29 protein-coding genes and 1 riboswitch are annotated in these 23,078 nt (G+C 34.9%); of the genes, 19 read left to right on the top strand and 10 right to left on the bottom strand.

Going from position 1 to position 23,078, the window contains the following annotated elements:
* Positions 1-37: 37 nt before the first annotated feature.
* Both F8162_RS14535 and F8162_RS14530 read right to left on the bottom strand, forming a co-directional pair.
* Positions 38-421 (bottom strand): hypothetical protein, encoded by a 384-nt coding sequence (locus tag F8162_RS14535; RefSeq protein WP_151631700.1) that lies wholly within the window; start codon positions 419-421, stop codon positions 38-40.
* A 74-nt stretch (positions 422-495) separates the two neighbouring features.
* On the bottom strand, positions 496-954 hold the full coding sequence (locus F8162_RS14530; RefSeq protein ID WP_151631699.1) for a helix-turn-helix transcriptional regulator: 459 nt from the start codon (positions 952-954) through the stop codon (positions 496-498).
* 216 nt (positions 955-1,170) lie between these two features.
* Between F8162_RS14530 and F8162_RS14525 the strand changes: the two genes are divergently transcribed.
* Both F8162_RS14525 and F8162_RS14520 read left to right on the top strand, forming a co-directional pair.
* Positions 1,171-1,518 (top strand): YxeA family protein, encoded by a 348-nt coding sequence (locus F8162_RS14525; protein ID WP_151631698.1) that lies wholly within the window; start codon positions 1,171-1,173, stop codon positions 1,516-1,518.
* Between the two features lie 75 nt (positions 1,519-1,593).
* Positions 1,594-1,773: a hypothetical protein gene (locus tag F8162_RS14520; protein WP_151631697.1), complete on the top strand. Its 180-nt coding sequence runs from the start codon at positions 1,594-1,596 to the stop codon at positions 1,771-1,773.
* 95 nt (positions 1,774-1,868) lie between these two features.
* On the opposite strand, the gene F8162_RS14515 is transcribed toward F8162_RS14520, so the two are convergent.
* Complete coding sequence (locus F8162_RS14515; RefSeq protein ID WP_151631696.1) at positions 1,869-2,771, bottom strand: diacylglycerol/lipid kinase family protein; 903 nt, start codon at positions 2,769-2,771, stop codon at positions 1,869-1,871.
* An 87-nt stretch (positions 2,772-2,858) separates the two neighbouring features.
* Positions 2,859-3,386, bottom strand: a complete 528-nt coding sequence (hpt, locus tag F8162_RS14510; RefSeq protein ID WP_151631695.1) for a hypoxanthine phosphoribosyltransferase — start codon at positions 3,384-3,386, stop codon at positions 2,859-2,861.
* A gap of 161 nt (positions 3,387-3,547) precedes the next feature.
* Here hpt and F8162_RS14505 point away from each other — a divergent pair, with 161 nt between their 5' ends.
* From F8162_RS14505 to F8162_RS14480, 6 genes are all read left to right on the top strand, one after another.
* The gene (locus tag F8162_RS14505; protein WP_002073368.1) at positions 3,548-3,763 is read left to right on the top strand and encodes a hypothetical protein; all 216 of its coding nucleotides are present in this window, start codon (positions 3,548-3,550) and stop codon (positions 3,761-3,763) included.
* A gap of 183 nt (positions 3,764-3,946) precedes the next feature.
* Complete coding sequence (locus F8162_RS14500; protein ID WP_151631694.1) at positions 3,947-4,279, top strand: hypothetical protein; 333 nt, start codon at positions 3,947-3,949, stop codon at positions 4,277-4,279.
* Positions 4,280-4,458: 179 nt separating this feature from the next.
* Positions 4,459-4,947 carry an LPXTG cell wall anchor domain-containing protein gene (locus F8162_RS14495; RefSeq protein WP_151631693.1) on the top strand — a complete coding sequence of 163 codons (489 nt, stop codon included), beginning with the start codon at positions 4,459-4,461 and terminating at the stop codon, positions 4,945-4,947.
* A gap of 89 nt (positions 4,948-5,036) precedes the next feature.
* The gene (locus F8162_RS14490; protein WP_151631692.1) at positions 5,037-5,657 is read left to right on the top strand and encodes a class D sortase; all 621 of its coding nucleotides are present in this window, start codon (positions 5,037-5,039) and stop codon (positions 5,655-5,657) included.
* Positions 5,658-5,696: 39 nt separating this feature from the next.
* A complete protein-coding gene (locus tag F8162_RS14485) occupies positions 5,697-6,386 on the top strand; it encodes a response regulator transcription factor (RefSeq protein WP_000041848.1) in 690 nt (229 codons plus the stop codon).
* On the top strand, positions 6,383-8,236 hold the full coding sequence (locus F8162_RS14480; RefSeq protein ID WP_151631691.1) for a sensor histidine kinase: 1,854 nt from the start codon (positions 6,383-6,385) through the stop codon (positions 8,234-8,236). The genes F8162_RS14485 and F8162_RS14480 overlap by 4 nt, the downstream gene beginning before the upstream one ends.
* Before the next feature lie 208 nt (positions 8,237-8,444).
* Here F8162_RS14480 and thiT read toward each other — a convergent pair whose 3' ends face one another.
* Entirely contained in the window at positions 8,445-9,113 is a 669-nt protein-coding gene (gene thiT, locus F8162_RS14475) for an energy-coupled thiamine transporter ThiT (protein ID WP_151631690.1), read from the bottom strand.
* Between the two features lie 85 nt (positions 9,114-9,198).
* Positions 9,199-9,300: riboswitch (TPP riboswitch) on the bottom strand.
* 194 nt (positions 9,301-9,494) lie between these two features.
* Here thiT and F8162_RS14470 point away from each other — a divergent pair.
* From F8162_RS14470 to F8162_RS14460, 3 genes are read left to right on the top strand one after another with little or no spacing between them, the layout of a single operon-like run.
* A complete protein-coding gene (locus tag F8162_RS14470) occupies positions 9,495-9,722 on the top strand; it encodes a FeoA family protein (RefSeq protein WP_075311249.1) in 228 nt (75 codons plus the stop codon).
* Positions 9,719-11,707: a ferrous iron transport protein B gene (gene feoB, locus F8162_RS14465; protein ID WP_151631689.1), complete on the top strand. Its 1,989-nt coding sequence runs from the start codon at positions 9,719-9,721 to the stop codon at positions 11,705-11,707. The genes F8162_RS14470 and feoB overlap by 4 nt, the downstream gene beginning before the upstream one ends.
* A 16-nt stretch (positions 11,708-11,723) precedes the next feature.
* Positions 11,724-11,894 carry a FeoB-associated Cys-rich membrane protein gene (locus F8162_RS14460; protein WP_151631688.1) on the top strand — a complete coding sequence of 57 codons (171 nt, stop codon included), beginning with the start codon at positions 11,724-11,726 and terminating at the stop codon, positions 11,892-11,894.
* A 36-nt stretch (positions 11,895-11,930) separates the two neighbouring features.
* Here F8162_RS14460 and F8162_RS14455 read toward each other — a convergent pair whose 3' ends face one another.
* Entirely contained in the window at positions 11,931-12,509 is a 579-nt protein-coding gene (locus F8162_RS14455) for a lipoprotein BA_5634 family protein (protein WP_151631687.1), read from the bottom strand.
* A gap of 402 nt (positions 12,510-12,911) precedes the next feature.
* Between F8162_RS14455 and F8162_RS14450 the strand changes: the two genes are divergently transcribed.
* From F8162_RS14450 to F8162_RS14430, 5 genes are all read left to right on the top strand, one after another.
* On the top strand, positions 12,912-13,577 hold the full coding sequence (locus tag F8162_RS14450) for a PspA/IM30 family protein (protein ID WP_151631686.1): 666 nt from the start codon (positions 12,912-12,914) through the stop codon (positions 13,575-13,577).
* A 234-nt stretch (positions 13,578-13,811) separates the two neighbouring features.
* Positions 13,812-14,216: a DUF350 domain-containing protein gene (locus F8162_RS14445; RefSeq protein WP_000220323.1), complete on the top strand. Its 405-nt coding sequence runs from the start codon at positions 13,812-13,814 to the stop codon at positions 14,214-14,216.
* Between the two features lie 22 nt (positions 14,217-14,238).
* On the top strand, positions 14,239-14,745 hold the full coding sequence (locus F8162_RS14440; protein ID WP_151631685.1) for a DUF4178 domain-containing protein: 507 nt from the start codon (positions 14,239-14,241) through the stop codon (positions 14,743-14,745).
* A gap of 12 nt (positions 14,746-14,757) precedes the next feature.
* Positions 14,758-15,573, top strand: a complete 816-nt coding sequence (locus F8162_RS14435; protein WP_151631684.1) for a DUF4247 domain-containing protein — start codon at positions 14,758-14,760, stop codon at positions 15,571-15,573.
* A 99-nt stretch (positions 15,574-15,672) separates the two neighbouring features.
* Positions 15,673-15,891 (top strand): hypothetical protein, encoded by a 219-nt coding sequence (locus F8162_RS14430; protein ID WP_151631683.1) that lies wholly within the window; start codon positions 15,673-15,675, stop codon positions 15,889-15,891.
* A 160-nt stretch (positions 15,892-16,051) separates the two neighbouring features.
* Here the strand turns inward: F8162_RS14430 and F8162_RS14425 are convergent, their stop codons facing one another.
* Positions 16,052-16,924: a YitT family protein gene (locus F8162_RS14425; protein WP_151631682.1), complete on the bottom strand. Its 873-nt coding sequence runs from the start codon at positions 16,922-16,924 to the stop codon at positions 16,052-16,054.
* Between the two features lie 240 nt (positions 16,925-17,164).
* Here F8162_RS14425 and F8162_RS14420 point away from each other — a divergent pair, with 240 nt between their 5' ends.
* The gene (locus F8162_RS14420; protein ID WP_151631681.1) at positions 17,165-17,494 is read left to right on the top strand and encodes a zinc-ribbon domain-containing protein; all 330 of its coding nucleotides are present in this window, start codon (positions 17,165-17,167) and stop codon (positions 17,492-17,494) included.
* A 44-nt stretch (positions 17,495-17,538) separates the two neighbouring features.
* On the opposite strand, the gene F8162_RS14415 is transcribed toward F8162_RS14420, so the two are convergent.
* Positions 17,539-18,576: a YdcF family protein gene (locus tag F8162_RS14415; RefSeq protein ID WP_151631680.1), complete on the bottom strand. Its 1,038-nt coding sequence runs from the start codon at positions 18,574-18,576 to the stop codon at positions 17,539-17,541.
* A 712-nt stretch (positions 18,577-19,288) separates the two neighbouring features.
* On the opposite strand from F8162_RS14415, the gene F8162_RS14410 reads away from it, so the two are divergent.
* A complete protein-coding gene (locus tag F8162_RS14410) occupies positions 19,289-20,125 on the top strand; it encodes an S-layer homology domain-containing protein (RefSeq protein WP_151631679.1) in 837 nt (278 codons plus the stop codon).
* An 82-nt stretch (positions 20,126-20,207) separates the two neighbouring features.
* A complete protein-coding gene (locus F8162_RS14405) occupies positions 20,208-20,441 on the top strand; it encodes a spore germination protein (protein ID WP_151631678.1) in 234 nt (77 codons plus the stop codon).
* Between the two features lie 166 nt (positions 20,442-20,607).
* Here the strand turns inward: F8162_RS14405 and cydB are convergent, their stop codons facing one another.
* Together cydB and cydA are read right to left on the bottom strand one after the other, a co-directional pair.
* A complete protein-coding gene (gene cydB / locus F8162_RS14400) occupies positions 20,608-21,636 on the bottom strand; it encodes a cytochrome d ubiquinol oxidase subunit II (RefSeq protein WP_151631677.1) in 1,029 nt (342 codons plus the stop codon).
* Positions 21,626-22,975 carry a cytochrome ubiquinol oxidase subunit I gene (gene cydA, locus F8162_RS14395; RefSeq protein ID WP_151631676.1) on the bottom strand — a complete coding sequence of 450 codons (1,350 nt, stop codon included), beginning with the start codon at positions 22,973-22,975 and terminating at the stop codon, positions 21,626-21,628. The genes cydB and cydA overlap by 11 nt, the downstream gene beginning before the upstream one ends.
* Positions 22,976-23,078 lie beyond the last annotated feature (103 nt).

Genomic DNA, 23,078 nt, shown 5'->3' with positions numbered 1-23,078 from the left:
ATTTAGGGAGAGTTATTTTGTAAAATAACTCTCCCTTTTAATGTAATAGTTCCTCATTACTTATATTAGGTGTAGTCTGAAATACAGTTATATAAATTGTTAATATGGTTGTATTGATTAGATTAGCTAATACAGTCATAAAATCACTTGATGGAGTGATAAGAACGAAGATTGAAAGTATGGCAGAAGCAAGTGGAATAAACTTTTGTAGTGTAGTTAACTTTCCACTTTTATGAAGCTTCGAAGATTGGAAGAAGCAAAGTAAGAAAATAAAGGATGTAAATAATAATCCTAAATATCCCCATCCATCTTCAATATACCAAGGTAAAAAGCTCATTCTTGATGTGAAAATAAATAAATTTAATACTAACGTGCTAATGATTAACGTATTTAAAATAGTGATATGTATCTGTTTCTTCATCTGAATTATACTCCGGAATTTATTTTAGCCTTCTATTTGTGGGCAGTAAAATCCCCACTAATTAAAGTTGCAATTTATTGAGATGTTTTTGCCATTTCCATAAATCGCTTTTCAATTTCATTCAATTCGAATGAATGGCATATTCTGCGGTCTTCATTATCTAAAATTCGATAGTGTTGAGATAAAATATTTTGTTGTATTTGATAACCGTGTAATTCTTTTATTTGTCGCCACCACATTTTTCCTCCCAACGTTTTCGGGAAATTCGTATTGTAATGTGTAAAAGCAATTGTTTTTATAATTTCATTCACATCATCCCCAAATGTCATCTGGACTGTATCGCTCTGTTCGAAGAGTGTTACGACACAAACTGCACCTGACCATGTTAGCGTACGTCTGCCTTTTTCAATTTCTACTAATGTTTTCTTCGATAAACCGATAATTTCTGACATTTTATCTTGTGATAAATCATTTTCAACACGGATGAGTTTTAATTTGGAATTAACGAGTTCAATAAATTCTTGTTTATTCATCATACAGCTCCTTTTTTAATATAGTGTAAAATTACACTAAAGGTGTAATTTTGTCAATTGTGGTGTGGGGAATTCTTTTTTTATTTCTTGAGCTTACTAATTAATATTTCACTTCTAGTTTAAGAAAATATTAAGAAACCGTACGAGTTTTTATTAAGAAATACTCCCTATACTTAGAAACATCTTAAAGAAAACATAATCAAAGGCGGAATATATATGAAAAGATTTATTTTTGGATCATTACTTGTTATCGTCGCAGGAGCGGCATATTTATTAAATGGGAGTACTGGGATTGATAGAATGAATCCATTTCTTGATATAGAGCACCATTATGCAATAATTGATAACGATGGTAAAGAAGTAGATGGAAATAAAGGTCGTGAATATAAAGTGAAAGCTTATGATGAAAATGGTAAGGAAAAAGAAGTTACAATTGACGGAGCAGATGAATTACCAAAAGGTTTATACTGGCATGTGCTTACGAGAGGTAAGTTCTTATATGATAAAGTGCAAGTAACGATAGATAAAATTCCTAATGGAGCGAAGGTGAAGTTAGGATTATAGATATAAAACCGATTCTCAATGTGGGAATCGGTTTTGTTATTTTATGGTAAAATTTGGTGAGGGGAGGAGAGAGTGATGCTACTCATCATTAGCCTTATATTAATTGGGATTATGTGTAGTATGAGAATTGTATCTTTACATATGATAGAGCGAGAAAAGATAGAAGAGCGATATGTATATTGCCCAAAATGTGATGCGAAAATTAGGAGAGGCAATTCCGCTCCTTTTTGTTCGAAATGTAATTTAATATTTTAACGAAAATTTATATTAAAAATTAAAGAGTAAATCAAAATGAATTGCTAATAAAAAAGACGAGCCAAAGCGTTGAAACTTTAGCTCGTCTTTTTGTATTACACAACCGCAGGATTATAAATCATCGTAAAGTGTCCTTGTAATAGTTCAATTTGACAAGGTGTATGAAGCGAGCTTTCTCCATCTGTATCTACTTCTTTTTCTTCTTCTGTTTCAATATGAATGGATTTCGCTTTTACGTGGAAGATGTCGTTTTCATTTGAGTCTTCAAATAGTTTCTTTCCGATATAATCTTTAAACGCTTGAATGCCTGTTGATTTTACGACGAAAATATCAAGTGTGCCGTCATCGCACTTTACGTTCGGAATAAAGGACGGGATCCCGCCAAGATATTCCCCGTTTCCAACCATAACAAGGACAGCTTCGTCTTCATATACTTGTCCGTCGTACGTAATTTTTACTGGGAATGTTTCAGCATTTTTGACAGTTCGAATAGTGCTTAAGTAGTAACCAATTTTACCAAGCTTTGCTTTCTCTTCTGCATCAATATTGTTTGATACTTCAGAGACAAGTCCAATGCCCCAGAAGTTTAAGAAGTGTTGTCCGTTTGCATTTGCGACGTCAACTGGTTTTACATGTCCTTTTGTAATAAGTTTTGCTGCTTCTGCAATGTTTTGCGGAACACCGAGTGTGCGAGAGAAGTCATTGCAAGTTCCGCCTGGAATGATTGCAAGTGTAGGTCTAGTTTCAAGAGGTGCTAAGCCATTTGTGCATTCAAATACAGTGCCGTCACCACCAAAGACGATAATTAAATCTACTTTACTAGCAAACTCTTGGCAATATTTTGTTGCATCACCTTGTTTTTTTGTATGAAGGATATGTAAGTCAGGAAAAGCTGCTGCAAGAGGTGGTACGATTTTCGTTAAGTTCGTATGTAAATCGCCTTGTCCTGCTTTTGGATTTACGATGAGGAGTACTTTTTCAAATTTTGTTTTTGTCATTTTTTTCTCTCCCTTTGTCTTTTACGAATCGTGATAGAAAATAAACTTCCATCAATAACTGATGGAAGTTTATTATATTATATTATATTACTTCGTTACAACTGAAGCGATAAATGGTAAGTTACGATATTTTTCAGCGCAGTCGATACCATAGCCAACGATAAATTCGTCTGGAATTTGGAAGCCAACATATTCAGCTTTTAAGTCCACTTTACGACGCTCAGGTTTATCAAGTAACGTACAGAATTTCAATGCTTTCGGTTTATGCATAAAGAAGTGATCTTTTAAGAAGTGAAGTGTTAAACCAGAATCGATAATGTCTTCTACGACAATTACGTTTTTTCCAGTAATGTTTACATCGATATCTTTTAATAGTTTTACTTTTCCAGTTGTTTCTGTTTGATTTCCGTAGCTAGATGCAGAAATAAAGTCAATTGTTACATCGTTTTTAATGTGACGAATTAAATCAGCAGCGAATACGAAAGATCCTTTTAATACAGCGATTACTACGATTTCTTCTCCTTCAAAGTCACGTTCGATTTGAAGTGCTAGTTCTTTTACTTTTTCTTGTAATTGTTGTTCAGAAATTAAAGTGTCTTTTATTTCAATATTCATTGGAGTCCTCCTACAGTGTAAAACTTGCGAACATTTCGACTGTAAAGGATAGAAAGGAAAAAGTCAAAGAAGATATAAGTTTTTTACAAAAATCCCCACAAAATAGTCAGATGATATGATATACTGATTTTATTAAGAAAACGCTTCCAAAAAGGGTGATTATGATGAAAAAGAAAGAGTATACAAGTGCAACATTTATAAAAGCATTGCTTTTAACAATTGTTCTTGGTAGTTTGGCTTACATAATTGATGTACCAGCGATTCGGATTTCACTAATTGGAATGACTTTAGTATTAGGCGCAATTTCCCACGGTATGATGTCACAGTTGCAAGAAGCTGGAGTCGATCATATGAAAGATCATATAGATGAGAAATGAGAAACCTTCACGTATAGAGAGTGAAGGTTTTTTGTTTCTTACAAAAATGTAAGGTAGTTGTAAGGCAAATCGATAGTTGCCTAGTAGTGTTTTGGATAAACTATAGGTGTAAGGTAAAAGGCAAGCATATTTTAGGTAAATTAAGTTTTAGGCACTCTATATGTGAAAAAGGAGTAGGAGGGCATGGAGAAACGTTGGACGACCTTTTCTTTTTTAGCAACTAGCAACACCGTAATGCTAGCTGGCGAAATGGATTTTTTGCACTTGTTTGATCGAGAAAACGATCATTCTTCTTCTAAATTTACAATGAAATGGAATAAATGGAGCGAAAGTTGTAGGTTTGAAGAAGAGACCCCTAACGAAGAGCAAAAGATTATTTTGACTAACCCTATTAAAGCCTGGGTTGTTCAACGTCGTAAGTGTAACGTCAAAAATCACTTAAAGAAAACTGAGCCGAGACAATTAGTTATCGCTCCGGCCCATTCTACTTCTACATCACGCGAAAGTAACATGTAAATATTGAGACACACACCCGAAAAAACATCGTTATATATTGCGATGTTTTTTTATTTTTCTACAATGAAATCTTTAAATGAAATATATTTCATCTGCATTTTATATTTATATCTCTTGTTTATGCTAGTAATACATCCGATGCGAGTTGATGTGAATAAAGTATAAGGGGAGAATTGAAGATGAAAAAGAAACTATTACCAATCTGTGCAATGGCATTGTTAACAGTAGGATATTCTTCAGTAGCAAGCGCGGATACTGGAACAGTAACGAAGGAAGAAGCGGCGCAACTGCAGCAAGATAAAGCGAAAAAAGAAGCATTGATTAAAGAACAGCAAAAAAGTGAAGAAGAGAGAAAGAGAATAGCACAAGAACAGTTGAAAAATGATAAGGCAAAAAAAGAAGCATTGATTAAAGAACAGCAAAAAAGTGAAGAAGAGAAAAAGAGAATAGCGCAAGAACAATTGAAAAATGATATGGCGAAAAAAGAAGCAGCACAAGTACAACAAAAAAATGGTGCAGTAAAAAAAGAAGTAGCAAAGCCAGTTGTACAAGGTGAAAAATTACCAAACACAGCATCCAATAATGTAGCAATGATGGCACTAAGCGCATGTCTTGTAGGGATAGGGACATTATTTGGTTTGAAGCGTCGTAATAAAGTTAAGGCATAAATCAAATATTCTCCTATAAAGAATGGGATAATTTCATATATTAAAAATGGTAGGTTATTCCTACCATTTTTGGCATGGAGGGATGGAACATGAAGTTACTCAATTATATCGGGATCATATTGATGGCCGTAGGATTGTTTATGGGATCATATTACGCTATGGAATGGTATAAAGGAAAAAGCTCTGCTCAACAATTAACGAAAGAAGAACTAAAGAGCCTTGAAAATATACAAGATAATCAACTTTCTTCCGAAACACCTGTAACTTCCCAAGTACCTTCTTCTCAAACAGAACATAAAGAAGGAGAAAAGGTAGCGATGTTACATATACCGAAAATAAAGAAGAAGTTTTCTATATATTGGGGAGCGGATGATGCAACTTTGAAGAAAGGCGTTGGAATGTTCGTTAGTGATTTAACGACAACACCATCTGGAGGTGGACATACTGTTTTGAGTGGGCACCGGGATACTGTATTTACCGATTTAGGAGAGTTAAAAGAAAAAGATAATCTTGTTTTAGAGTATGATAATAAAATTTACACATATGAAATTCAAAAGACATGGATTACCCATGCAGATGATCGTACTGTTATTATAAAAAAAGAAGAACCGATATTAACACTGACGACTTGCTATCCATTTGATTATATAGGGGATGCACCAGATAGATATATTATCGAGGCGAAGTTAACGGCTAGTTATTCAAAATGAAGTGATAGTTTCTGAAAACGGAAGGGGGATACATAAGCTATGTCAAAAAATATTTTAATTGTGGAAGATGAAGATATTTTACGTGAAATATTAAAAGATTATTTTTTGAGCGAGCAATATGTAGTGTTTGAAGCAAGAGATGGGAAAGAAGCTTTAGTTGTATTTGAGGAGGAAGAGGTAGATTTAGTTATTCTTGATATTATGTTGCCAGAACTTGATGGCTGGTCTGTTTGCCGAAGAATCCGTAAGACGTCTGAAGTTCCTATCATTATGCTGACGGCGCGCGTAGATGAAGATGATACGTTACTTGGTTTTGAACTTGGGGCAGATGACTATGTGACGAAGCCGTATAGTCCACCCATTCTATTAGCAAGAGCGAAACGATTATTAGAAAGTAGAAAAGCATCGAAGAAACCTTTAGAGAACGAAGATGATACGTTATCGATTCATGGCATCCACGTCCATTTTCCGTCACGTACTGTTACTGTTGATGAGGCAGATGTTAGTTTAACGCATACGGAGTTTGAAATATTAGTGTATTTCATGAAAAACCAAGGAATTGTACTAACAAGGGAACAATTAATTTCAAGAATTTGGGGATATGAATTTGCTGGTGATGATCGAACGGTTAATAGTCATATTCGTAATTTAAGAAATAAATTAGGAGAGAAAGCAAAGTACATTACAACTGTAGTACGAACAGGTTATAAATTTGAGGGGAATGTATGAGAAAAGGGATTGTACTAAAATTATTTACCCTCACAACAGCATTATGCATGTTAATTTTAGCGACGATATTTATTGGACAAACGATATTTTTTAAACAATATTATGCAAATCGAAAAGTAGAAGATATTAAAGTGAACTTAGATTCCTTTAAAAAGAATTATTTAAATTATGTAGGAAATGCAGAAGGAATTCAGAAGCTGGAGCAAGACTTTTTTAGGGAAAATAATACGTGGATTACGACATTAGATCAGAATGGGAATTTAAAACATGTGGATGATTTTTATTTTGAAGTAACAATAAATCGTATGCAACAAAAGAGCTTTGGACAACAAATATTCAAGATTCCCTTAGGTAATCTCGTCAATATAGAGGAGATTGATAATAAATCATCAGGGCAGTTTTTAGGACAAGAAATTTATTTTTCTGGCGTGCAAAAAGATGATAGTTATATTCCATTCTCTTTCACGCTAGGCAAGCAAAATTTAAGCGGATCTAATAAACCGTTAGAAAAAGCGTTTAATGAGAAAATGAGTAATTTAGATCAAGAGAAAAAGAAAGCAGCTATGGAACAAGTTGGTAAGGAAAAGAAGCCAGCCGTTCAGGAGCAAGTTATCCAAGAAAGAGATGTTTACATAGAGGGGCGTGTTACGAAAGTACAGTTTCCAGATGTAAAAGGCCCCGTAAATCCAATTTATAAAAACACTTTATTTTTGGATAATATAAAGGAATTTCAAACCGAATTATTTTTAAAAGAAGGTAAGGAAATAGATGATGCAATACGAATAATGGACTATGAAAAAAATGATATAAAATATAAATTATTAATTAAATCAATAGAAGAAAAAGACGGATCAGTAGCATATATATATGCAATGGCTTCTTTACAGCCTGTAGATGAGGCTGTACAAATGGTGCAAGATTACTATATCTACATCATTGCATTTGTAGTCGTTCTCATCTTCCTAGCTTCGTTCTATTATTCAAAACAAATTGCCAAACCGTTACTAAAAATAAATGATACGACGAAGAAAATAGCTCATTTAGATTTTACAGAAAAAATTCCGATTACTTCAAAAGATGAAATTGGTGATTTATCGAAAAATATTAATACACTATCTAATAAACTCCATTCGCATATTGGACAGCTAGAACAAGATATTGAAAAGGAAAGAAAGTTAGAAAATACGCGGAAAGAATTTATTTCTGGTGTCTCGCATGAATTAAAAACACCGCTGAGTATTATGAAAAGTTGTATTTCCATTTTAAAAGACGGGGTAGCTGAGCATAAAAAAGAGTATTATTTTCAAGCGATGGAGAGAGAAGTAGACAAAATGGATACTTTAATTTTGGATATGCTTGAGTTAGCTAAATTTGAATCTGGTACATATAAAATGAAAAAGGATTTATTTTATATTGATTCAGTAATTGAAGATATATGTGAATACCTTTCTGTGGAGATAGAGAAAAAAGAACTTCGTGTGCATAAAAATATATGTTCAGTTGGAGTGATGGCAAATCAAAGTCGGATTGAACAAGTCATCGTAAACTTCATTACGAATGCTATACGTTATACACCAAATAAAGAGGATATTATGATTTCCACAATAGATGAGCAGGATCGTATAAAAGTGTGTATTGAAAATAAAGGTACTCACATTGAAGAAGAGCAATTAGATAAAATTTGGGATCGTTTTTATCGTGTGGATGCAGCTCGTCAGCGTTCACAAGGTGGAACGGGTCTTGGGCTAGCTATTTCTAAAAATATTTTAGAATTACACGATGCTGAATATGGGGTAAAGAATACTGAAGACGGTGTATTATTTTACTTCTACTTACCAAAAAAAGCGTAGATGGTACATGCTACGCTTTTTTTAATTTATTTTCATATTATCTTTACCTAATCTTTATTTTTAAACAGTATACTTTGGATAGAAAATGAGGTTATGTAAGGAGTCGATGAACCGTGCATAGCAATTGGCTAAGTATAATGGTATTTATTTTCTTTTGTGCATTTATTGTATTTTTAATTGATATTACGATATGAAAAAAGAGCGCTCATTAAGCGCTCTTTTTCTTCGAATTCAGTTGATAAGCATCAATGCTCTTGAATAAGCGTGGTGAAGTAAGAAATAAAAAGATAAGTAAAACGGTACATAGAATATAGGAACCAATCATTGTGCTACCATTTACGATTAATGAATATAGAACTGCTGATTGACCTTTCGGTGCATATTGTCCCCAGAAAATAATACCGGCGATGAAGTGACAGAAGTAGCGAGCAAAGCTACCAATAAATGTAGCAAGGATAATGTAACCAATAACTTTCTTTCCTTCGTTTTGTTTTGATGAAGGTTTGTCTTTACGGCTACCTAAACTGGATTGTTCTAAGTTATTTTCATTGGACGTCAAAAGTGCTTTTTGGATTGGACGATAGAATAAACCAGCAAATCCAATAAAAGCAAAGGCAATGAAGTACTCAATGAATGCTTGAATAGGTGTTAAAATGTAAGCATCTCCCACGACAATTTGTAATAGTCCCCAAACTAAACCACCTAAGAAAGCGGATTTAAAGCCCCAGCGGTATGCAATAATAAAAATAGGAATCATAGCAAATGAAATGGAACCGCCTGTTGGAAGTTTAAGTGATAATGGTAAAATGTCGATAATCATGGCGAAGGCTGCAAGAATAGCAGATTCGATCATCGCTTGTAAATTGGTGTTACGCATGTTGTCTCCCCCTACATCCAAGTTATACAAAAAAGAATAGGTATCATAGGAGGATACGAAATACGTAAATAAAAAGAGGTATGTATTTCGAACGTTTGCACAATCCCTGCGTTAGCATTAACTAACAGGTTCGAAGGGTCGGAACGAAGTGTTCCCTCTCAGCGACATGGCTCCCCCAGTGATAACGAGATTCTTTATTTGCTATTGTTTATTGTAAGCGAAATGGATGAGAATGGCAAATGAATAACGTATGACAATTATTGAAATAAAATTGTAGAAAAATGTTAATAAATATGAAGGCAAGGGGGATAGTGCTCGAGAAATAGAGTGTGCTATAATTCTTCTGAAAATAATTATCATTCTCTTCGGAGGGGGAAGGTTATGAGTTTAGTAGATATTAAAATCGGTGAGAAAGTGCTAGTGAAAAGTATGCAGTCTTTAGATCATTTACTAAAGAGAAGACTGGCTGCTTTCGGTCTTTCTGAAGGAAGCGAACTTCGTATGAAGCAGAAAGCGATGTTCAAAGGTCCTTGTACATTGGAGTGTCGTGGACAGTTAATTAGTATTCGTCATTGTGACGCGAAAATGATAAAGGTGGAATTAGCGTGAATAAGGTAGCATTGCTAGGGAACCCAAATACAGGAAAGACATCATTATTTAATGCACTTACTGGTTCTTATGAGTATGTAGGAAACTGGAGCGGTGTAACGGTAGAAAAGAAGGTTGGTAAATTAAAAGATAAACAAGGAACCTTAATTGATTTACCGGGTGTTTATGATTTAAATCCAGTTTCGCGTGATGAAGGTGTTGTTACGAATTTTCTACTAACAGACGAATTTCAGCATATGTTAAATATAGTGGATTCTTCGCAATTCGAGAGAAATATGCATTTAACGTTGCAATTACTTGAATTTGGAAAACCGGTTTCAATTGGATTAAATATGGTCGATGTGGCAAAGCAACGAGGCATTGTAATTGATGTAAAACGATTATCAGAATTATTAGGTGTGACAGTCGTTTCTGTTGTTGCAAGAAGCGGAAAAGGCTGTGAAGAACTACTTGCAACGCTTAAAGAAAATGACAAAAACGAGAAAAAGCCATTCATTATTTCATATGGTGTACTAATGGATGAAGGAATTGGAGAGGTAATTTCTCTTTTAGAGAAAGCGAATTATAAGCATCCGAGATGGTTAGCCCTTCAATTTTTAAGTAATAACGAAATAGTAGAAAAAGAAATGAAAGCATTACTAATTTATAAGGAACTTGTAGCCATTCGATCTCGTCTAGAAGGAAAACTTGATGGTACGTTAGAAGAGCACATTTACAAAACTCGTGAAGCGTATATTGAAAAGTTAAAAACAAATGTTATGAAGCATGAGAAAGAAGGGAAAATTCCTTTCTCGGAAAAAGTCGATGGGTTAATTACACATAAAATTTTAGGACTTCCAATCTTTTTAGCAGTTATGTTTTTTATTTTTCAGGTTACGTTTACGTGGATCGGTACACCTTTATCTGATATGTTGGATGGATTTTTTAGCGGACAGCTTACGGATTGGGTAACGGCAGGACTCACAAGTGTTGGTGCTTCTGACTTTATTCAAGCGCTCGTTACAGAAGGTATTATCGCCGGTGTTGGTGCGGTATTAGTATTCGTTCCACAAATCTTTGCACTTTTCTTTTTCATTTCATTATTAGAAGACTCAGGATATATGGCGCGAATTGCAGTTGTTATGGATAGAATTATGGAGTTCTTCGGTTTAAACGGAAAAGCGTTTATTCCGATGATTATCGGTTTTGGATGTAATGTTCCAGGTATTATGGCAGCGAGAACGATTGAACAAGAAAAAGAACGTTTACTTACAGTTCTTGTAACACCATTTATGTCTTGTTCGGCACGTTTACCTGTATATGCGTTATTTGCGGGAGTATTTTTCCCTCATAGTCAGGCAACGGTTGTATTTTCTTTATATGTTGCAGGTATTGTTCTTGCATTACTCGTTACAAAAATTATGTCACTTACTATTTTAAAAGCGGAAAAATCTATTTTCGTCATTGAATTACCGCCTTACCGCGTGCCACAAGCGAAAACGTTATGGTTAAGTACGTGGGAGAAAGGGAAAGGATTTGTTCGTAAAGCAGGTACATTTATCTTCGGCGGCTCTGTTGTCATTTGGTTATTAAACTATGCAGGTCCATCAGGATTTGGTGTTGATATGGGAGACAGTTTCTTAGCGATGATTGGTGGGTTTATCGCACCACTATTTGCACCGCTCGGCTTTGGAACGTGGCAAGCTGCGGCATCCTTGTTAACAGGATTTTTAGCGAAAGAAGTTGTCGTTTCTACAATGGCAATTATTTATGCGGTGAAAGAAGATGTGCTAGGTAATGTAATGGGAGCACATTATACTGTGTTATCAGCATATGCATTTATGTTCTTTATTTTATTATATGTTCCGTGTTTAGCGACAGTAGCCGTTATTAAACGTGAAACAGGGTCAACCAAGTGGACGATTTTCTCTGTCGTGTATCCGCTCGTCGTTGCTTATGTATTAACGTTCATTATATACCAAGTTGGATCCTTACTCGGATTCTAGAAGGAGATGTATTAGGGTGATGGTCAATATTATAATTGGCGCTATCATTTTTGGTTATGCAGCATACACGTTAGTTAATTTTGTAAAGAGAAGTAAAAAAGGAAAATGCGCAGCATGTTCTTTACATAAATCATGTCAGTCGCAAACTTGTAGTCCGGATATGGAGCAAGTGGCTCATAATAAATAGAAAAAAGCTTTGCGAATTTCGCAAAGCTTTTTTCTATTATTTTTTAATTTTTACAAGTTGAGAAGCTTCTACTCCATTTGCTCCAGGTAGCTCTTTGCTTGGGTCTTTATCAAATTTCAAAATACCTACAGATTTTTCTTCACCTTTTACATTTACATATGTTGCATCATCAACGATAGCAAACATATCTGCATAAGAACGGCCATCACCGATAATTGTGTTGCCTTCATATTTTAATTTTGCTCCATCAAGCGTAGCATTTTCTACTTTCTCTTTTGCAAACAGCACGCCTTCTTCTGCTGTTACAGCTGGTAATTTATCGATTGCCTTTGTATCATCATTTTTACCAACTTTTTTAAGTAGTGCTTTCTTAACAAGTTCATCACCAGTTTTCTTATCCATTACAAGTACTTTTTTACCCTCTAATGTTGCCATTTTCATTTTATAGAAGTCTTTTTCTTTTACTTCTTTCTTATTTTGATCTGTAATTTTTTGAACTTGCTCTTCTGATCCGTATAATACTAATCCGTTCGCTTTTTCTCCTAATAAAGAACAACCTGATAATGCTCCAAGTGAAATTGCTGCTGCTAATCCGATTCCTACTAATTTTTTCATGATGATTTCTCCTTTTATATGTTTTATAGTAAATACGTTTTTGTATTAGTTCTGAAATGATGAGAAGCTTGTTTGTTGCTTCTGGTATTAGTGTATAAGAAATATTGAAACGTAACTATCGAGTTAGCTTACAGTAACATTACAATAATGTAATTTAGTGAAAGTAGGTTAAAATTAGTCAATTCTAAAGAGGGTTAATGAGAATATATTGGGAAAACAATATTGTATCTAGAATGTCATATTATATTGGATGTATTTTGGAAATAACATGTAAGGACATCTTTGTTTTGTTATAATAAACACATAGGCTGTAAAAATGAATATTCTTTACTGTAAAGGGAGATTTTTCAGTTTTCCAAGTAGTGAATTTGAAATATGAGGTATATCATAGGAGGAATTTGGATGTCTGTATTTAAACGATTACGAGATTTAACAATGTCGAATGTATATTCATTAATTGAAAAAGCGGAAGATCCAGTTAAGATGACGGATCAATATTTACGTGATATGCAAGCGGATGTACAAGAAGCTGAGAAAAGTGTAGCAGCTCAAATCGCGCTTGAGAAGAAATTCAAAATATTATTTGAAGAGCAAGAAGCACTTGTGAAAAAGCGTGAAGAGCAAGCTCATATGGCTGTTCAAGCAAGCAATCTTGACCTTGCACGTCGTGCTCTTGAAGAAAAACAAAATGCAGAGCAAAAGATGAATGAGTATAAGGCAAGCTATGAGCAAAACAAAGCTGCTGCTGATAACCTTCGCCTGAAGCTAGAAGAAATGCGTAAGCAATTAACAGAGCTGAAAAATAAACGTGAAACACTTGTAGCACGTGTAAATGCGGCAAAAGCACAAAAGAATATTAATCAGGCGATGTCTGGATTTGATTCAAACTCAGCAAAAGCTGGTTTAAGCCGTATGGAAGAGAAAGCTCTTCAATTAGAGGCTGAAGCAGAAGCAAGCGGTGAAATTTACAAGAAAGAAAAGTCATTAGATGATGAATTCGCAAGCTTAAACAAAAATTCTGCTGTTGACGATGAATTAGCTCGTATTATGAAGCAGTACGAGAAATAATATAGAATAGACAAAGAAACCGACATGTCTGAAGAGAATTCATGTCGGTTTTCTATTACCCCGCTATTTGTGGGCAGTAAGACGCCCACTCCTACATTTTGTGAAAGCAGAGAGGTGGGAGTGGGAGGTCAACTGCCCGTAAATGCCCGATTGGTGGGGGCTGATAATCAGCGGGGAATGAACATTTCCCCACCGATTAAAGTTTCACTTTATCTTTTTAGAGGAGGTTTTGCAATGACATGGACAAATGTGTTAGCCATGCTTGTATGGACTGGAGCGAGTGCAGTACTGTTATTTGCAATTATGTGGGTTGATTCAATTTTTACGAAATACAATGATTTAAAAGAAATAAAGAATGGGAATACAGCTGTAACAACGCGTTTCGTTATGAAATTATTCGCGCAAGGGTACATTTTATCTCAATCGATAACGAAAGCAAATGATTTATGGCAAGCGTTACTTGCATCAGCAGTTTCTTTCGTTATTTTATTAGTGGTAGAAATGTTTATCGAATTTGTGTTAAAGAAAATGTCTGGTTTAGATTTAGAAGAAGGTACGAAAGAAGGCAGTGTTGCGCATGCGATGTTGGCCGGATCATTACATATCGTTGGTGCACTTATTTTAGGTGCTTGTTTATAAAGAGAGAAGGAGGGGGTAGATCGTGAGTTTATTTAAACGAATTAAAAATATAATGAAGAGCCCAGAGCCACCGAAACCGGAGAAGAGTTTGTTAACGTTAGCTCCTGGCGATATGGTTGAAGTTTCATTAATCATGTACGAATTAACGGGGAAAACGAGTATGCATTCTCGTAAAGAAATTGTTTTAACACTGCAAGACGGGAAAGATATTCGGTATTTAAAAATTGAAGACCGTGAAAATACGTATTACAAATTATATACACCAATTGATGGTCGCTTAGATTCGATTGATGAAATTCCGACGACCATTGAAATGGATGATACAGAGTACCATATGGAAGAGCAATATAACGGACGTGTCGTTGTGATGGGAAAAACACCATTCTCTGCTTCAGAAGAACAGCACGTATGGGAATTTCAATCAGATAACCGAAAATTATTACGTATTGAATGGCAAAATGGTCGCACAATGATGTATGAGGGAGAAGCAATTATTCCTGCTGATGTACAAATTATAAGAGCAACGTAAGGGGGCGTAATCATGTCAAACCGATTGTTTACCATGATTAAATCGTTCGTGATCCCTATACTTGCTATCGTTATATTACTTGTTGTTGCTGGATATGCCTTATCAGGTTGTCAAGGCGGGCAGACAAAATCGATGCAAGACCGTTATCCGCTTGAATCTGTCGCAAAGGAAGGTAAACAAGAATCTTACGTGTATAGGGCCGCCAATCGGTCAGTTCCTGAAGTCGCAAAGGAACTTATAGCTGAAAGGAAACCGAAGCAAGCATCTAAAGAAGACGAAAATCAAATGTTCCTCGTTTATTCTGATAAAATATACAATCTTCAAAAGGATAAAGAGAAACCATCTGATACGTTAATTGAAGTAAGTAATGAAGAATTTGTTCGTCAAAATTACCAACCATCCTTCCTGCAAGGATATATTATGGGGAGTATTTTAAACGATATATTTGGTTCACGAAAATCATCATACGGTGATTACCGAGGATATAATGACAGGCAAAATCATAAGCCAGTTGTTCCAGAGAGACCGCCTACGAAAGAAGAAAAGAAAACCCCACCTCCAATTACGAAGGAAGGGAAAGGATCTATCATTAAGCGAGGCGATAATGTAGATTCGAAATCTTCGGTAGGAGATACAGGAAGTATTACGAAAAAAGGAAGTAGTACACCTCCGCCTTCTACTGGAAGCAAAGGGAAAATTACAAAAACACCAGGTGGCTCGAGCGGATCAGATGTGAAGCCGAAATCATCTATTAAAACGCCGCCAAAGAATACATCTCCCCCGAAAACGAGGGTTGGTGGTTCAGGAAAGATTACGAAGAGAAGATAGGTATAGAGACCGAAGAGTAGAATTTGCTTTTCGGTCTTTTTTATTATGGAAATTAATTCCTTGTAGCTGGTACAATTAAGTTATAAGGAGGAGATTAGTATGACTACATATAAAAAGTTTAGTTTAATTATGTTCCTCGTCTTATTCCTCAGTTTGTTTATTAGCACAACGATGAAATTTCACTTTGTAGTAGGTATTCTCTGGATACTTTGTACATGTACTCTCTTTCTATATGTTCCGCTGCGTTTTCAACAAGAAGTGCCGGCCTTTCAAAAATACGTAGCATGGATTAAGAGCGGGGGAAGATGGGGAGAGTAAAAATATATCAGCGATTATCGGAATATATCGACCACAACTCAAAATATATCAGCGATTATTGAAATATATCGACTTACCGACAAAAACTGACAACGATAGCAAGTTCATAATAAGAAGAGGGTATGCCAAATTGTTGGCACACCCTCTTTATTCATAATGATTAATGAATATCACGTTTCTTAAAGCTACCGCCTTTTACTTCTGCTACATCATAAACTGTAATAAAGGCATTTGGATCAATTTCATGAATCAATTCTTTCATTTTACTTTCTTCTAAACGGTTAATTACACAAGAAATTTCTTTAAATTTCTCTCTTGAATAACCACCATATACTTCGTTATATGTTGCGCTTCGTCCTAAACGATCGCGAATTGTTTCTACCATTAATTCAGGTTCTTTCGTGATGATTTTAAATGTTTTCGAACCACTTAAACCAACTTCAACGATATGAATGACTTTCGAAGCGATAAAGTAAGCAATTGCCGAAAGGATAGCACCTTGAAGACCGAATACTGTTGATACGAAAATAAATACGAACATGTTTAAGAATAAAATAAGGTCACTCGTTCCAAAAGGTAACTTACGAGAAAGTAATACAGCTAGCATATCGATTCCATCTAATGCGCCGCCGTTACGTAATGCTAGTCCCATACCAAAACCGATAATAATACCACCGACTACAGTAACTAAAAGTGTATCGCCTTCGATAATCGTTGGTACGTGGTGCATGAGAACGGTACCTATTGCTAATGAAGCAATCCCGATAATAGAATAAATTGCAAAGCTTTTACCAATTTGTTTATATCCTAACCAAACGAAAGGAATGTTAATAACTGCGATTAGAGCTCCTAATGGCAATCCAAATAATCTTGAACTAACGATACTTAAACCAGTTACGCCACCGTCTGATACGTTATTTGGAATTAATACAGCTTCTAATCCGTACGCTGTGATAAATGCCCCAATAATAATCATTAAAGCTTTTGAAGCAATTTTTAGCTTATTGGGTTTGTTTTTGATAATTTTATCCATATAATTTCCTCGATTCAAACTAGTTTCTTATTTGTTACGTAATTCACACCTAAATTCCATTTTAACATTTAATTTGAAAAAATTCTCCTTTAATGGATGTATGCAGGGAATATTATCACCATATTCTTATTTAAAATGCATTCTTATATGGTTGATGCGCATACATATAGGAATGTTTTCAATTGAAATATAATAGTATGATATGTATATTTTGACCACTGATCTTAAGGGGGAGATTCTTTGAGATATTGTACGAAATGTGGGAATGAAACGAATGACGGTAACAAGTTTTGTGGACAGTGCGGTCAGGGTCTTACATATAAAACGGTAGAGGGAGGTTTTGTGAATAGCACTTCTAATAGTAGTATAGAAATTTTTTCTTTAGTTGGTTTTATAACCGGATTAATATCATGGTTTATTAACTTATGGGGGCTTATTGGTAGTGTAGCTATCGTATTCTCTATATTAGGTTTAAATAAAAATGTGACGGGCACGAGTAAAACATTTGCTATTGTTGGAATAGTTTCTGGAATTATTAATGTGTTGTATGCGGTTATGTTACTTGTTTGAATGAAGAAAGTCCCCTATCTATAGATAGGGGACTTTCTTCATTGCTATGAAAATATAATACTGATTACGGATACGAATAAGGAGAATCCTAAAATAGCTCCGCAAAACTTCATATGACGTTTACGTCCCATCACAACAATTGCGACATATTCACGAATCATTGCATTAGGCCAGTAATAAAAGGCAGTTTTGGATCCGATTCCTTGGCTATTAAGACCCGCTTGTCTTGCATATATACCAGCGCGGAAAAGGTGGAAATTATTTGTTGTAAAAATACTTCTATATTTACCTTCTGGCTTTAAAGAATCCATAATTTTTTTAGAGAACGACATATTTTGATATGTGTTTACAGAGCGATTTTCTTGCACTGTATGTTCAAGCGGAATCCCTTTTTCAATAGCGTATTTTTGCATCGCTTCTGCCTCTGGAAGGCCTTCATCTGGACCTTGTCCACCAGAGAAAATGATTGTTGGCGCTGTATTCACAGCTGCTTGCTTCCAATAAAAGTCGATTGCTTTATTAATACGACTTGCAAGTAAAGGCGGTACTTTATCATTAATTAAGCCGCTACCGAGAACGATGATGAAATCTTGGTTACGTCTTGGTCTGTTGAATTGATATAGGAAATAAGCTGTTAAGAAGTTAGATAGATGTATAAAGAAATATACGGTTATAAGAGAAATTCCAGCAAAAATAGGCGTTAACTGCGGTGAAACTAAGCTTGCTGGATTTATAATAGGGACTAACATCAAGAATAAAATCCCTAAAGCCGCAATAAGTGTTAAACAGTTCGTGAAGCGTCTTCCTTCGCGTTTCATTAAAATTCTAGCATTAAGAAATAACCCAACCATTAAAGCGATAACTGCAAAAGGAAGCATAATGATAAGTGCTAAAATGGGTAAAAATATAATGTAGCGTAGGGCATCATTGCCAGAGTCATAAGATGCAGCCGTGCAAAAAAGAAGGAAAAAACAGAAAAAGGCATTAAATAAAAAACCGTTTATTATTTTTCGCGGATCCTTTAAGTAAGAAATAAGAAAAATAATAAACAATATAAGGGGAATAATTCCTAAATACATCATAAATATAGTACACCTCAATTTGTATAATAATTTGACATACCTTCTATAATACATGATGTTATAATTGAAAATGAAAGGAAAAATGATTTTGAATTTTCTCAATAAAATATATAGATACATATGTTACAATGTATTCAAGGCGATATATTAAAAGTAAAATGGTTGAAGAGGCACTCTATGGAGTGTCTTTTCTTTTTTGTATGTAATTATGCATATTATATTTATTTTCAAGTGAAGAGGATTAAAATATGAAGTGTAGACAGACTTTATAAAGCAGAATTTTATACAAACATTTCCCTCTACTTTTTGTATCTAACAATCGTATAACAATAAATAATTCTGTTTTATAGTGTCTGTTTATGAAAGTGTCTTCTTTGAAGGCACTTTTTTTGTTGTTTTAATGTAGATGAGTTTCCACTGTTAATATAGTGGAAATTATCTATACTAAACATTAGCAATCTTCCGTATAAAGATTATCAATTTACTATATATTCCAGTAGTGTTAACCTACATATGAAAGGCTTTCTTTTTCAAAATATTACCCCTAATAAAATTTTGAAGAAGTCAACTGTCTCCAAACTTGCTATTCATGCTTAGCAAAAAAGAATCCTGCTGGATTCTTTTTTGTGTTCGACAGAATATGACAAATTACATTTATATAATTTGTTATATTGTTAAATGGTTATTATCGGAAAGAGAAGGAGACTTAAATATGGGATTTAAAAAATTAATTTTAACAGGTGCACTTGTTGCAACTACAGCATTTACTTCAATTGGAACAGCGCAGGCAAGTGCAGATTTTAAAGATGTTCCAAACAATCATTGGTCTTATAAAGCGATTATGGATTTAGCAAATAAAAACGTTGTTGCTGGATACGGAAATGGGCTTTTTGGATTTGGTGATGATGTAACACGTGAGCAAGTTGCTGCTCTTATGTTCCGTCAATTAAAACCGACAGTAAAAGAACAGTATAATAATCCATATAAGGATGTTACGGATCGTTCAACTAGGTTTAAAAAAGAGATTCTTGCTTTAACAGAGATGGGTGTATTTACTGGAGATGGCACAGGAAACTTTAGACCGAAAGATTCGTTAACTCGCGATGAAATGGCACAAATTTTGACAAAGGGATTCCAATTGCAAATAAGAGGGAATCATAATTTCCCGGATGTAGATAGAAATGGATGGGCGAACCCTGCGATTACTGCAATTAAATCAAATTATATTACAGCTGGAACTGGTGATGGTACATTCGCACCTAGAATGCATGTAAGTCGTGAGCAATACGTTCAGTTCTTATATAATGCAACGTTACCACTTGAAGAAAGACCAGGAGCAAAACAACCACAGCCGAAACCAGAAGTAAAACCAGAAGTAAAACCAGAAGTAAAGCCAGAAGTAAAGCCTGATCCGAAACGTTTTGCTAATTGTAAAGAAGCAAACGATGCTGGATATTATGATATTACAAGAGACAGCCCGTATTATGGTAAGCATTTAGATCGTGATGGCGATGGAATTGCTTGTGAAAAAAAGAAAAAAGGTAAATAAGAAAAAGCACTCAGGATGAGTGCTTTTTCTTATGGAAACATGCTATTTTTGTAGGCGGTTTTCATAAACTAAAAGTAAGGAAATGAAAGTAGGTGACAAAATGCCGTCAGTTGTGGAAGGTGTTATTATTGAAAATTGTAACGGAACAATTAACTTAGGTGATAAATATAACGTGCAGCCAATTGAAAAAACGAAAGCTTATAATGGATCGGGATCATCGAATACAGGAAAAAAAGTACAAACATTTAGTGGGATTAGTACAGCAGATGTAGGAGATAGCGATGCGAATGATCAAGGAATACAATTTACTTTGTAGATAAATATGTAAAATTGCATAAAATGATGAACTTGTCCTGTGCTACAATCTAGCTGTGAGCTGTTAATGATTCTTCTGTATTGTAGTTGTTAGATTAGAAATATAACATCCTATCAAAAATCATACGTATAAAAAAGACACTTCAAAAGAAGTGTCTTTTTTCATTTTAGTGATACCCTTTAGCAGAGTTTTTATGAATTTTATTTTTAAAGATACTGTAGCTCCAAAGTTGATATCCAATGACAATTGGTACCATGACCATTGCTACGAAGAACATAATTTTTAAGTTTAATTGACTACCAGCTGCGTTGTATAACGTTGTACTATAAGCGTCGTTAATACGAGATGGTAACATTCTTGGGAACATACCTGCAAAGCCAGTTGTCATAAACATTGCGATTGTTAAGCAAACGAATGTGAATGCAAGGCCAATTTTATGTTTGTACACCATAATAAGTGCGAGTACACTCATTAACATTGCAAGTACTGGAAGAATGAATAGTACAGGATATTCTGTGAAGTTTTGGAATAGGTTTGTACGGTTAGCAGTTGCTACGTAGAAAATAGCTAAAATGATAGCAGCTGCCATTGAAAATGGTCTTGCGATTTTATAAGCACGATCAGATACTTCACCAGTCGTTTTAATCATAATCCAAAGGGCACCAGATACGACGAATATAGCAGTGAAGAACAGACCTCCTAAAATACCGTAATGATTTAGTAAGCTAAGTAAATTTCCTTCATAGCCATTTTTTCCGATTTGTAGTCCGTAATACAGGTTAGCGAACGTAACCCCGAATAAGAAGGCGATTAGGAAACTACCAATTGTAAATGCCCATTTACAAGTTTTTTGCCAAATTGGTGAATCGTCTTTATGCATGAATTCAAGTCCAGCAGCACGAGCGAACAGTGCAAGTAATACTAAAAATAGTGGTGTATATAGGTAACTAAACATATTTGCATATGTGATTGGGAAGGCAGCAAATGTTGCGCCGCCAGCTGTAATTAACCATACTTCATTACCACCCCAGAACGGGCCAATTGCTTCTTGTAATTGATTTCGTTCTTGTCGGTCTTTCGCAACGAATGGGAAAATCATTCCGTTACCAAGTGCGTAGCCATCAAGAATGAAGTAAACTGTCCAAATTACACCCCATAAACCGAACCAGATAATTGCGAGCATATCATGAGACATGAGCTGTACCTCCTTCAGTAGCAGGCTCTTCTAATGCTGCTGGTCCTTTTTTCGCGAACTTCAGCATTAAGTATACGTCTGCGATTAAAAGTAAAGTGTAGAACAAGATTAAACTAATTAATGAGAACCAAATTTGTGGAACGGATATGGGTGATACAGATTCTGCTGTACGCATTAGTTTATAAACTGTCCATGGTTGACGCCCTACTTCAGCAACAATCCAACCAGCGTTAATTGCGACATATGGTAGTAAAACAGACCATATTGTAATTTTTAAATAACGTTTTGAGTTTTCTAGTTTTCCTTTTCGGTTTAAGTAGAAACCGTACCAAGTTAATGCCATAAAGAACATACCAAGTGCAACCATTAAGCGGAAGCTATAGTACACGAGGTTAACATTTGGACGTTCATCTTTCGGGATATCTTTTAACCCAACAATTTCTCCATCAAATGAATTTGTATAGAAGAAACTTCCTAGTTTCGGAATCGTAAGGAATTCAAAGTTCTTTTCGTTTTTTACATCAGGAATTTGAACAATCGAGAAGCCTTGTCCTTTTCCAGTTTCCCAAACAGCTTCCATCGCAGCACCTTTAGCTGGTTGATATTTAGCTGCTGATACACCAGATTGATGTCCCATAAACGGTGTAATTGTTGCGGCGAATAATCCTAACATTAAACCAAACTTAAATGATTTTTTGAAGAATTCAACTTCATTTTTACGTAATAAGTGATAGGCACTAATCGCCATAACGAAGAAAGCACCAACGATATAACAACCAATTACAGTATGGAAGAACATGTTCCAAGCATATGGATTTGTTACAAGTGCCCAGAAATCATTTAATTCAGCGCGGCCGTTACGTACGACGTAGCCAACCGGATTTTGCATAAAACCGTTTGCTGTAATAATCCAAAGTGCGGAAATATTTGTTCCAAGTGCAACCATCCACATACAGAAGGCACGGAACTTTGGTGAAATTTTGTCTTTACCGAATAACCATATTCCCATGAAAGTAGATTCTAAGAAGAAGGCAACGAGTGCTTCGATTGCGAGAGGTGATCCGAAAATATCTCCCATATATTTGGAGTACTCAGACCAGTTTGTTCCAAATTGGAACTCCATTGTAATCCCAGTTATAATCCCCATTACGAAGTTAATTGTAAATAATTTCCCCCAGAAATTTGCCATTTTGCGGTATGTTGGATTCAATGTGCGGGCGTATTGAGTTTCCATACATGCCACTAAAATAACTAGTCCGATTGTCAAAGGTACAAATAAAAAGTGATAAAAAATAGTAATTGCAAATTGAAAACGGCTCAGTAACAGAACGTCGGACATAATAAATATTCACTCCTTTTTAACATTATCTACAGTTAGTTTATAGAGAAAATAGTGGTAAATCATGTGGGACTTGTTACAAAGCTGTGTGTATATTTTGAAA

The sequence above is a fragment of the Bacillus sp. CH140a_4T genome (assembly GCF_008923725.1).
Lineage (GTDB): Bacteria > Bacillota > Bacilli > Bacillales > Bacillaceae_G > Bacillus_A.
This window is presented reverse-complemented; position numbering and strand designations above follow the sequence as displayed.

Bases quoted from the DNA above. Each gene is read 5' to 3' on its own strand.
- F8162_RS14455 (WP_151631687.1), bottom strand. From the start codon at position 12,509: ATGAAAAAATTAGTAGGAATCGGATTAGCAGCAGCAATTTCACTTGGA.
- F8162_RS14470 (WP_075311249.1), top strand. From the start codon at position 9,495: ATGAGTTTAGTAGATATTAAAATCGGTGAGAAAGTGCTAGTGAAAAGT.
- hpt (WP_151631695.1), bottom strand. From the start codon at position 3,386: ATGAATATTGAAATAAAAGACACTTTAATTTCTGAACAACAATTACAA.
- F8162_RS14535 (WP_151631700.1), bottom strand. From the start codon at position 421: ATGAAGAAACAGATACATATCACTATTTTAAATACGTTAATCATTAGC.
- F8162_RS14515 (WP_151631696.1), bottom strand. From the start codon at position 2,771: ATGACAAAAACAAAATTTGAAAAAGTACTCCTCATCGTAAATCCAAAA.
- thiT (WP_151631690.1), bottom strand. From the start codon at position 9,113: ATGCGTAACACCAATTTACAAGCGATGATCGAATCTGCTATTCTTGCA.
- F8162_RS14485 (WP_000041848.1), top strand. From the start codon at position 5,697: ATGTCAAAAAATATTTTAATTGTGGAAGATGAAGATATTTTACGTGAA.
- F8162_RS14520 (WP_151631697.1), top strand. From the start codon at position 1,594: ATGCTACTCATCATTAGCCTTATATTAATTGGGATTATGTGTAGTATG.
- F8162_RS14405 (WP_151631678.1), top strand. From the start codon at position 20,208: ATGAAAGTAGGTGACAAAATGCCGTCAGTTGTGGAAGGTGTTATTATT.
- F8162_RS14505 (WP_002073368.1), top strand. From the start codon at position 3,548: ATGATGAAAAAGAAAGAGTATACAAGTGCAACATTTATAAAAGCATTG.
- cydA (WP_151631676.1), bottom strand. From the start codon at position 22,975: ATGTCCGACGTTCTGTTACTGAGCCGTTTTCAATTTGCAATTACTATT.
- F8162_RS14445 (WP_000220323.1), top strand. From the start codon at position 13,812: ATGACATGGACAAATGTGTTAGCCATGCTTGTATGGACTGGAGCGAGT.
- F8162_RS14480 (WP_151631691.1), top strand. From the start codon at position 6,383: ATGAGAAAAGGGATTGTACTAAAATTATTTACCCTCACAACAGCATTA.
- F8162_RS14450 (WP_151631686.1), top strand. From the start codon at position 12,912: ATGTCTGTATTTAAACGATTACGAGATTTAACAATGTCGAATGTATAT.
- F8162_RS14415 (WP_151631680.1), bottom strand. From the start codon at position 18,576: ATGATGTATTTAGGAATTATTCCCCTTATATTGTTTATTATTTTTCTT.
- F8162_RS14500 (WP_151631694.1), top strand. From the start codon at position 3,947: ATGGAGAAACGTTGGACGACCTTTTCTTTTTTAGCAACTAGCAACACC.
- F8162_RS14530 (WP_151631699.1), bottom strand. From the start codon at position 954: ATGAATAAACAAGAATTTATTGAACTCGTTAATTCCAAATTAAAACTC.
- F8162_RS14435 (WP_151631684.1), top strand. From the start codon at position 14,758: ATGTCAAACCGATTGTTTACCATGATTAAATCGTTCGTGATCCCTATA.
- F8162_RS14495 (WP_151631693.1), top strand. From the start codon at position 4,459: ATGAAAAAGAAACTATTACCAATCTGTGCAATGGCATTGTTAACAGTA.
- cydB (WP_151631677.1), bottom strand. From the start codon at position 21,636: ATGTCTCATGATATGCTCGCAATTATCTGGTTCGGTTTATGGGGTGTA.
- F8162_RS14525 (WP_151631698.1), top strand. From the start codon at position 1,171: ATGAAAAGATTTATTTTTGGATCATTACTTGTTATCGTCGCAGGAGCG.
- F8162_RS14425 (WP_151631682.1), bottom strand. From the start codon at position 16,924: ATGGATAAAATTATCAAAAACAAACCCAATAAGCTAAAAATTGCTTCA.
- F8162_RS14410 (WP_151631679.1), top strand. From the start codon at position 19,289: ATGGGATTTAAAAAATTAATTTTAACAGGTGCACTTGTTGCAACTACA.
- F8162_RS14490 (WP_151631692.1), top strand. From the start codon at position 5,037: ATGAAGTTACTCAATTATATCGGGATCATATTGATGGCCGTAGGATTG.
- F8162_RS14430 (WP_151631683.1), top strand. From the start codon at position 15,673: ATGACTACATATAAAAAGTTTAGTTTAATTATGTTCCTCGTCTTATTC.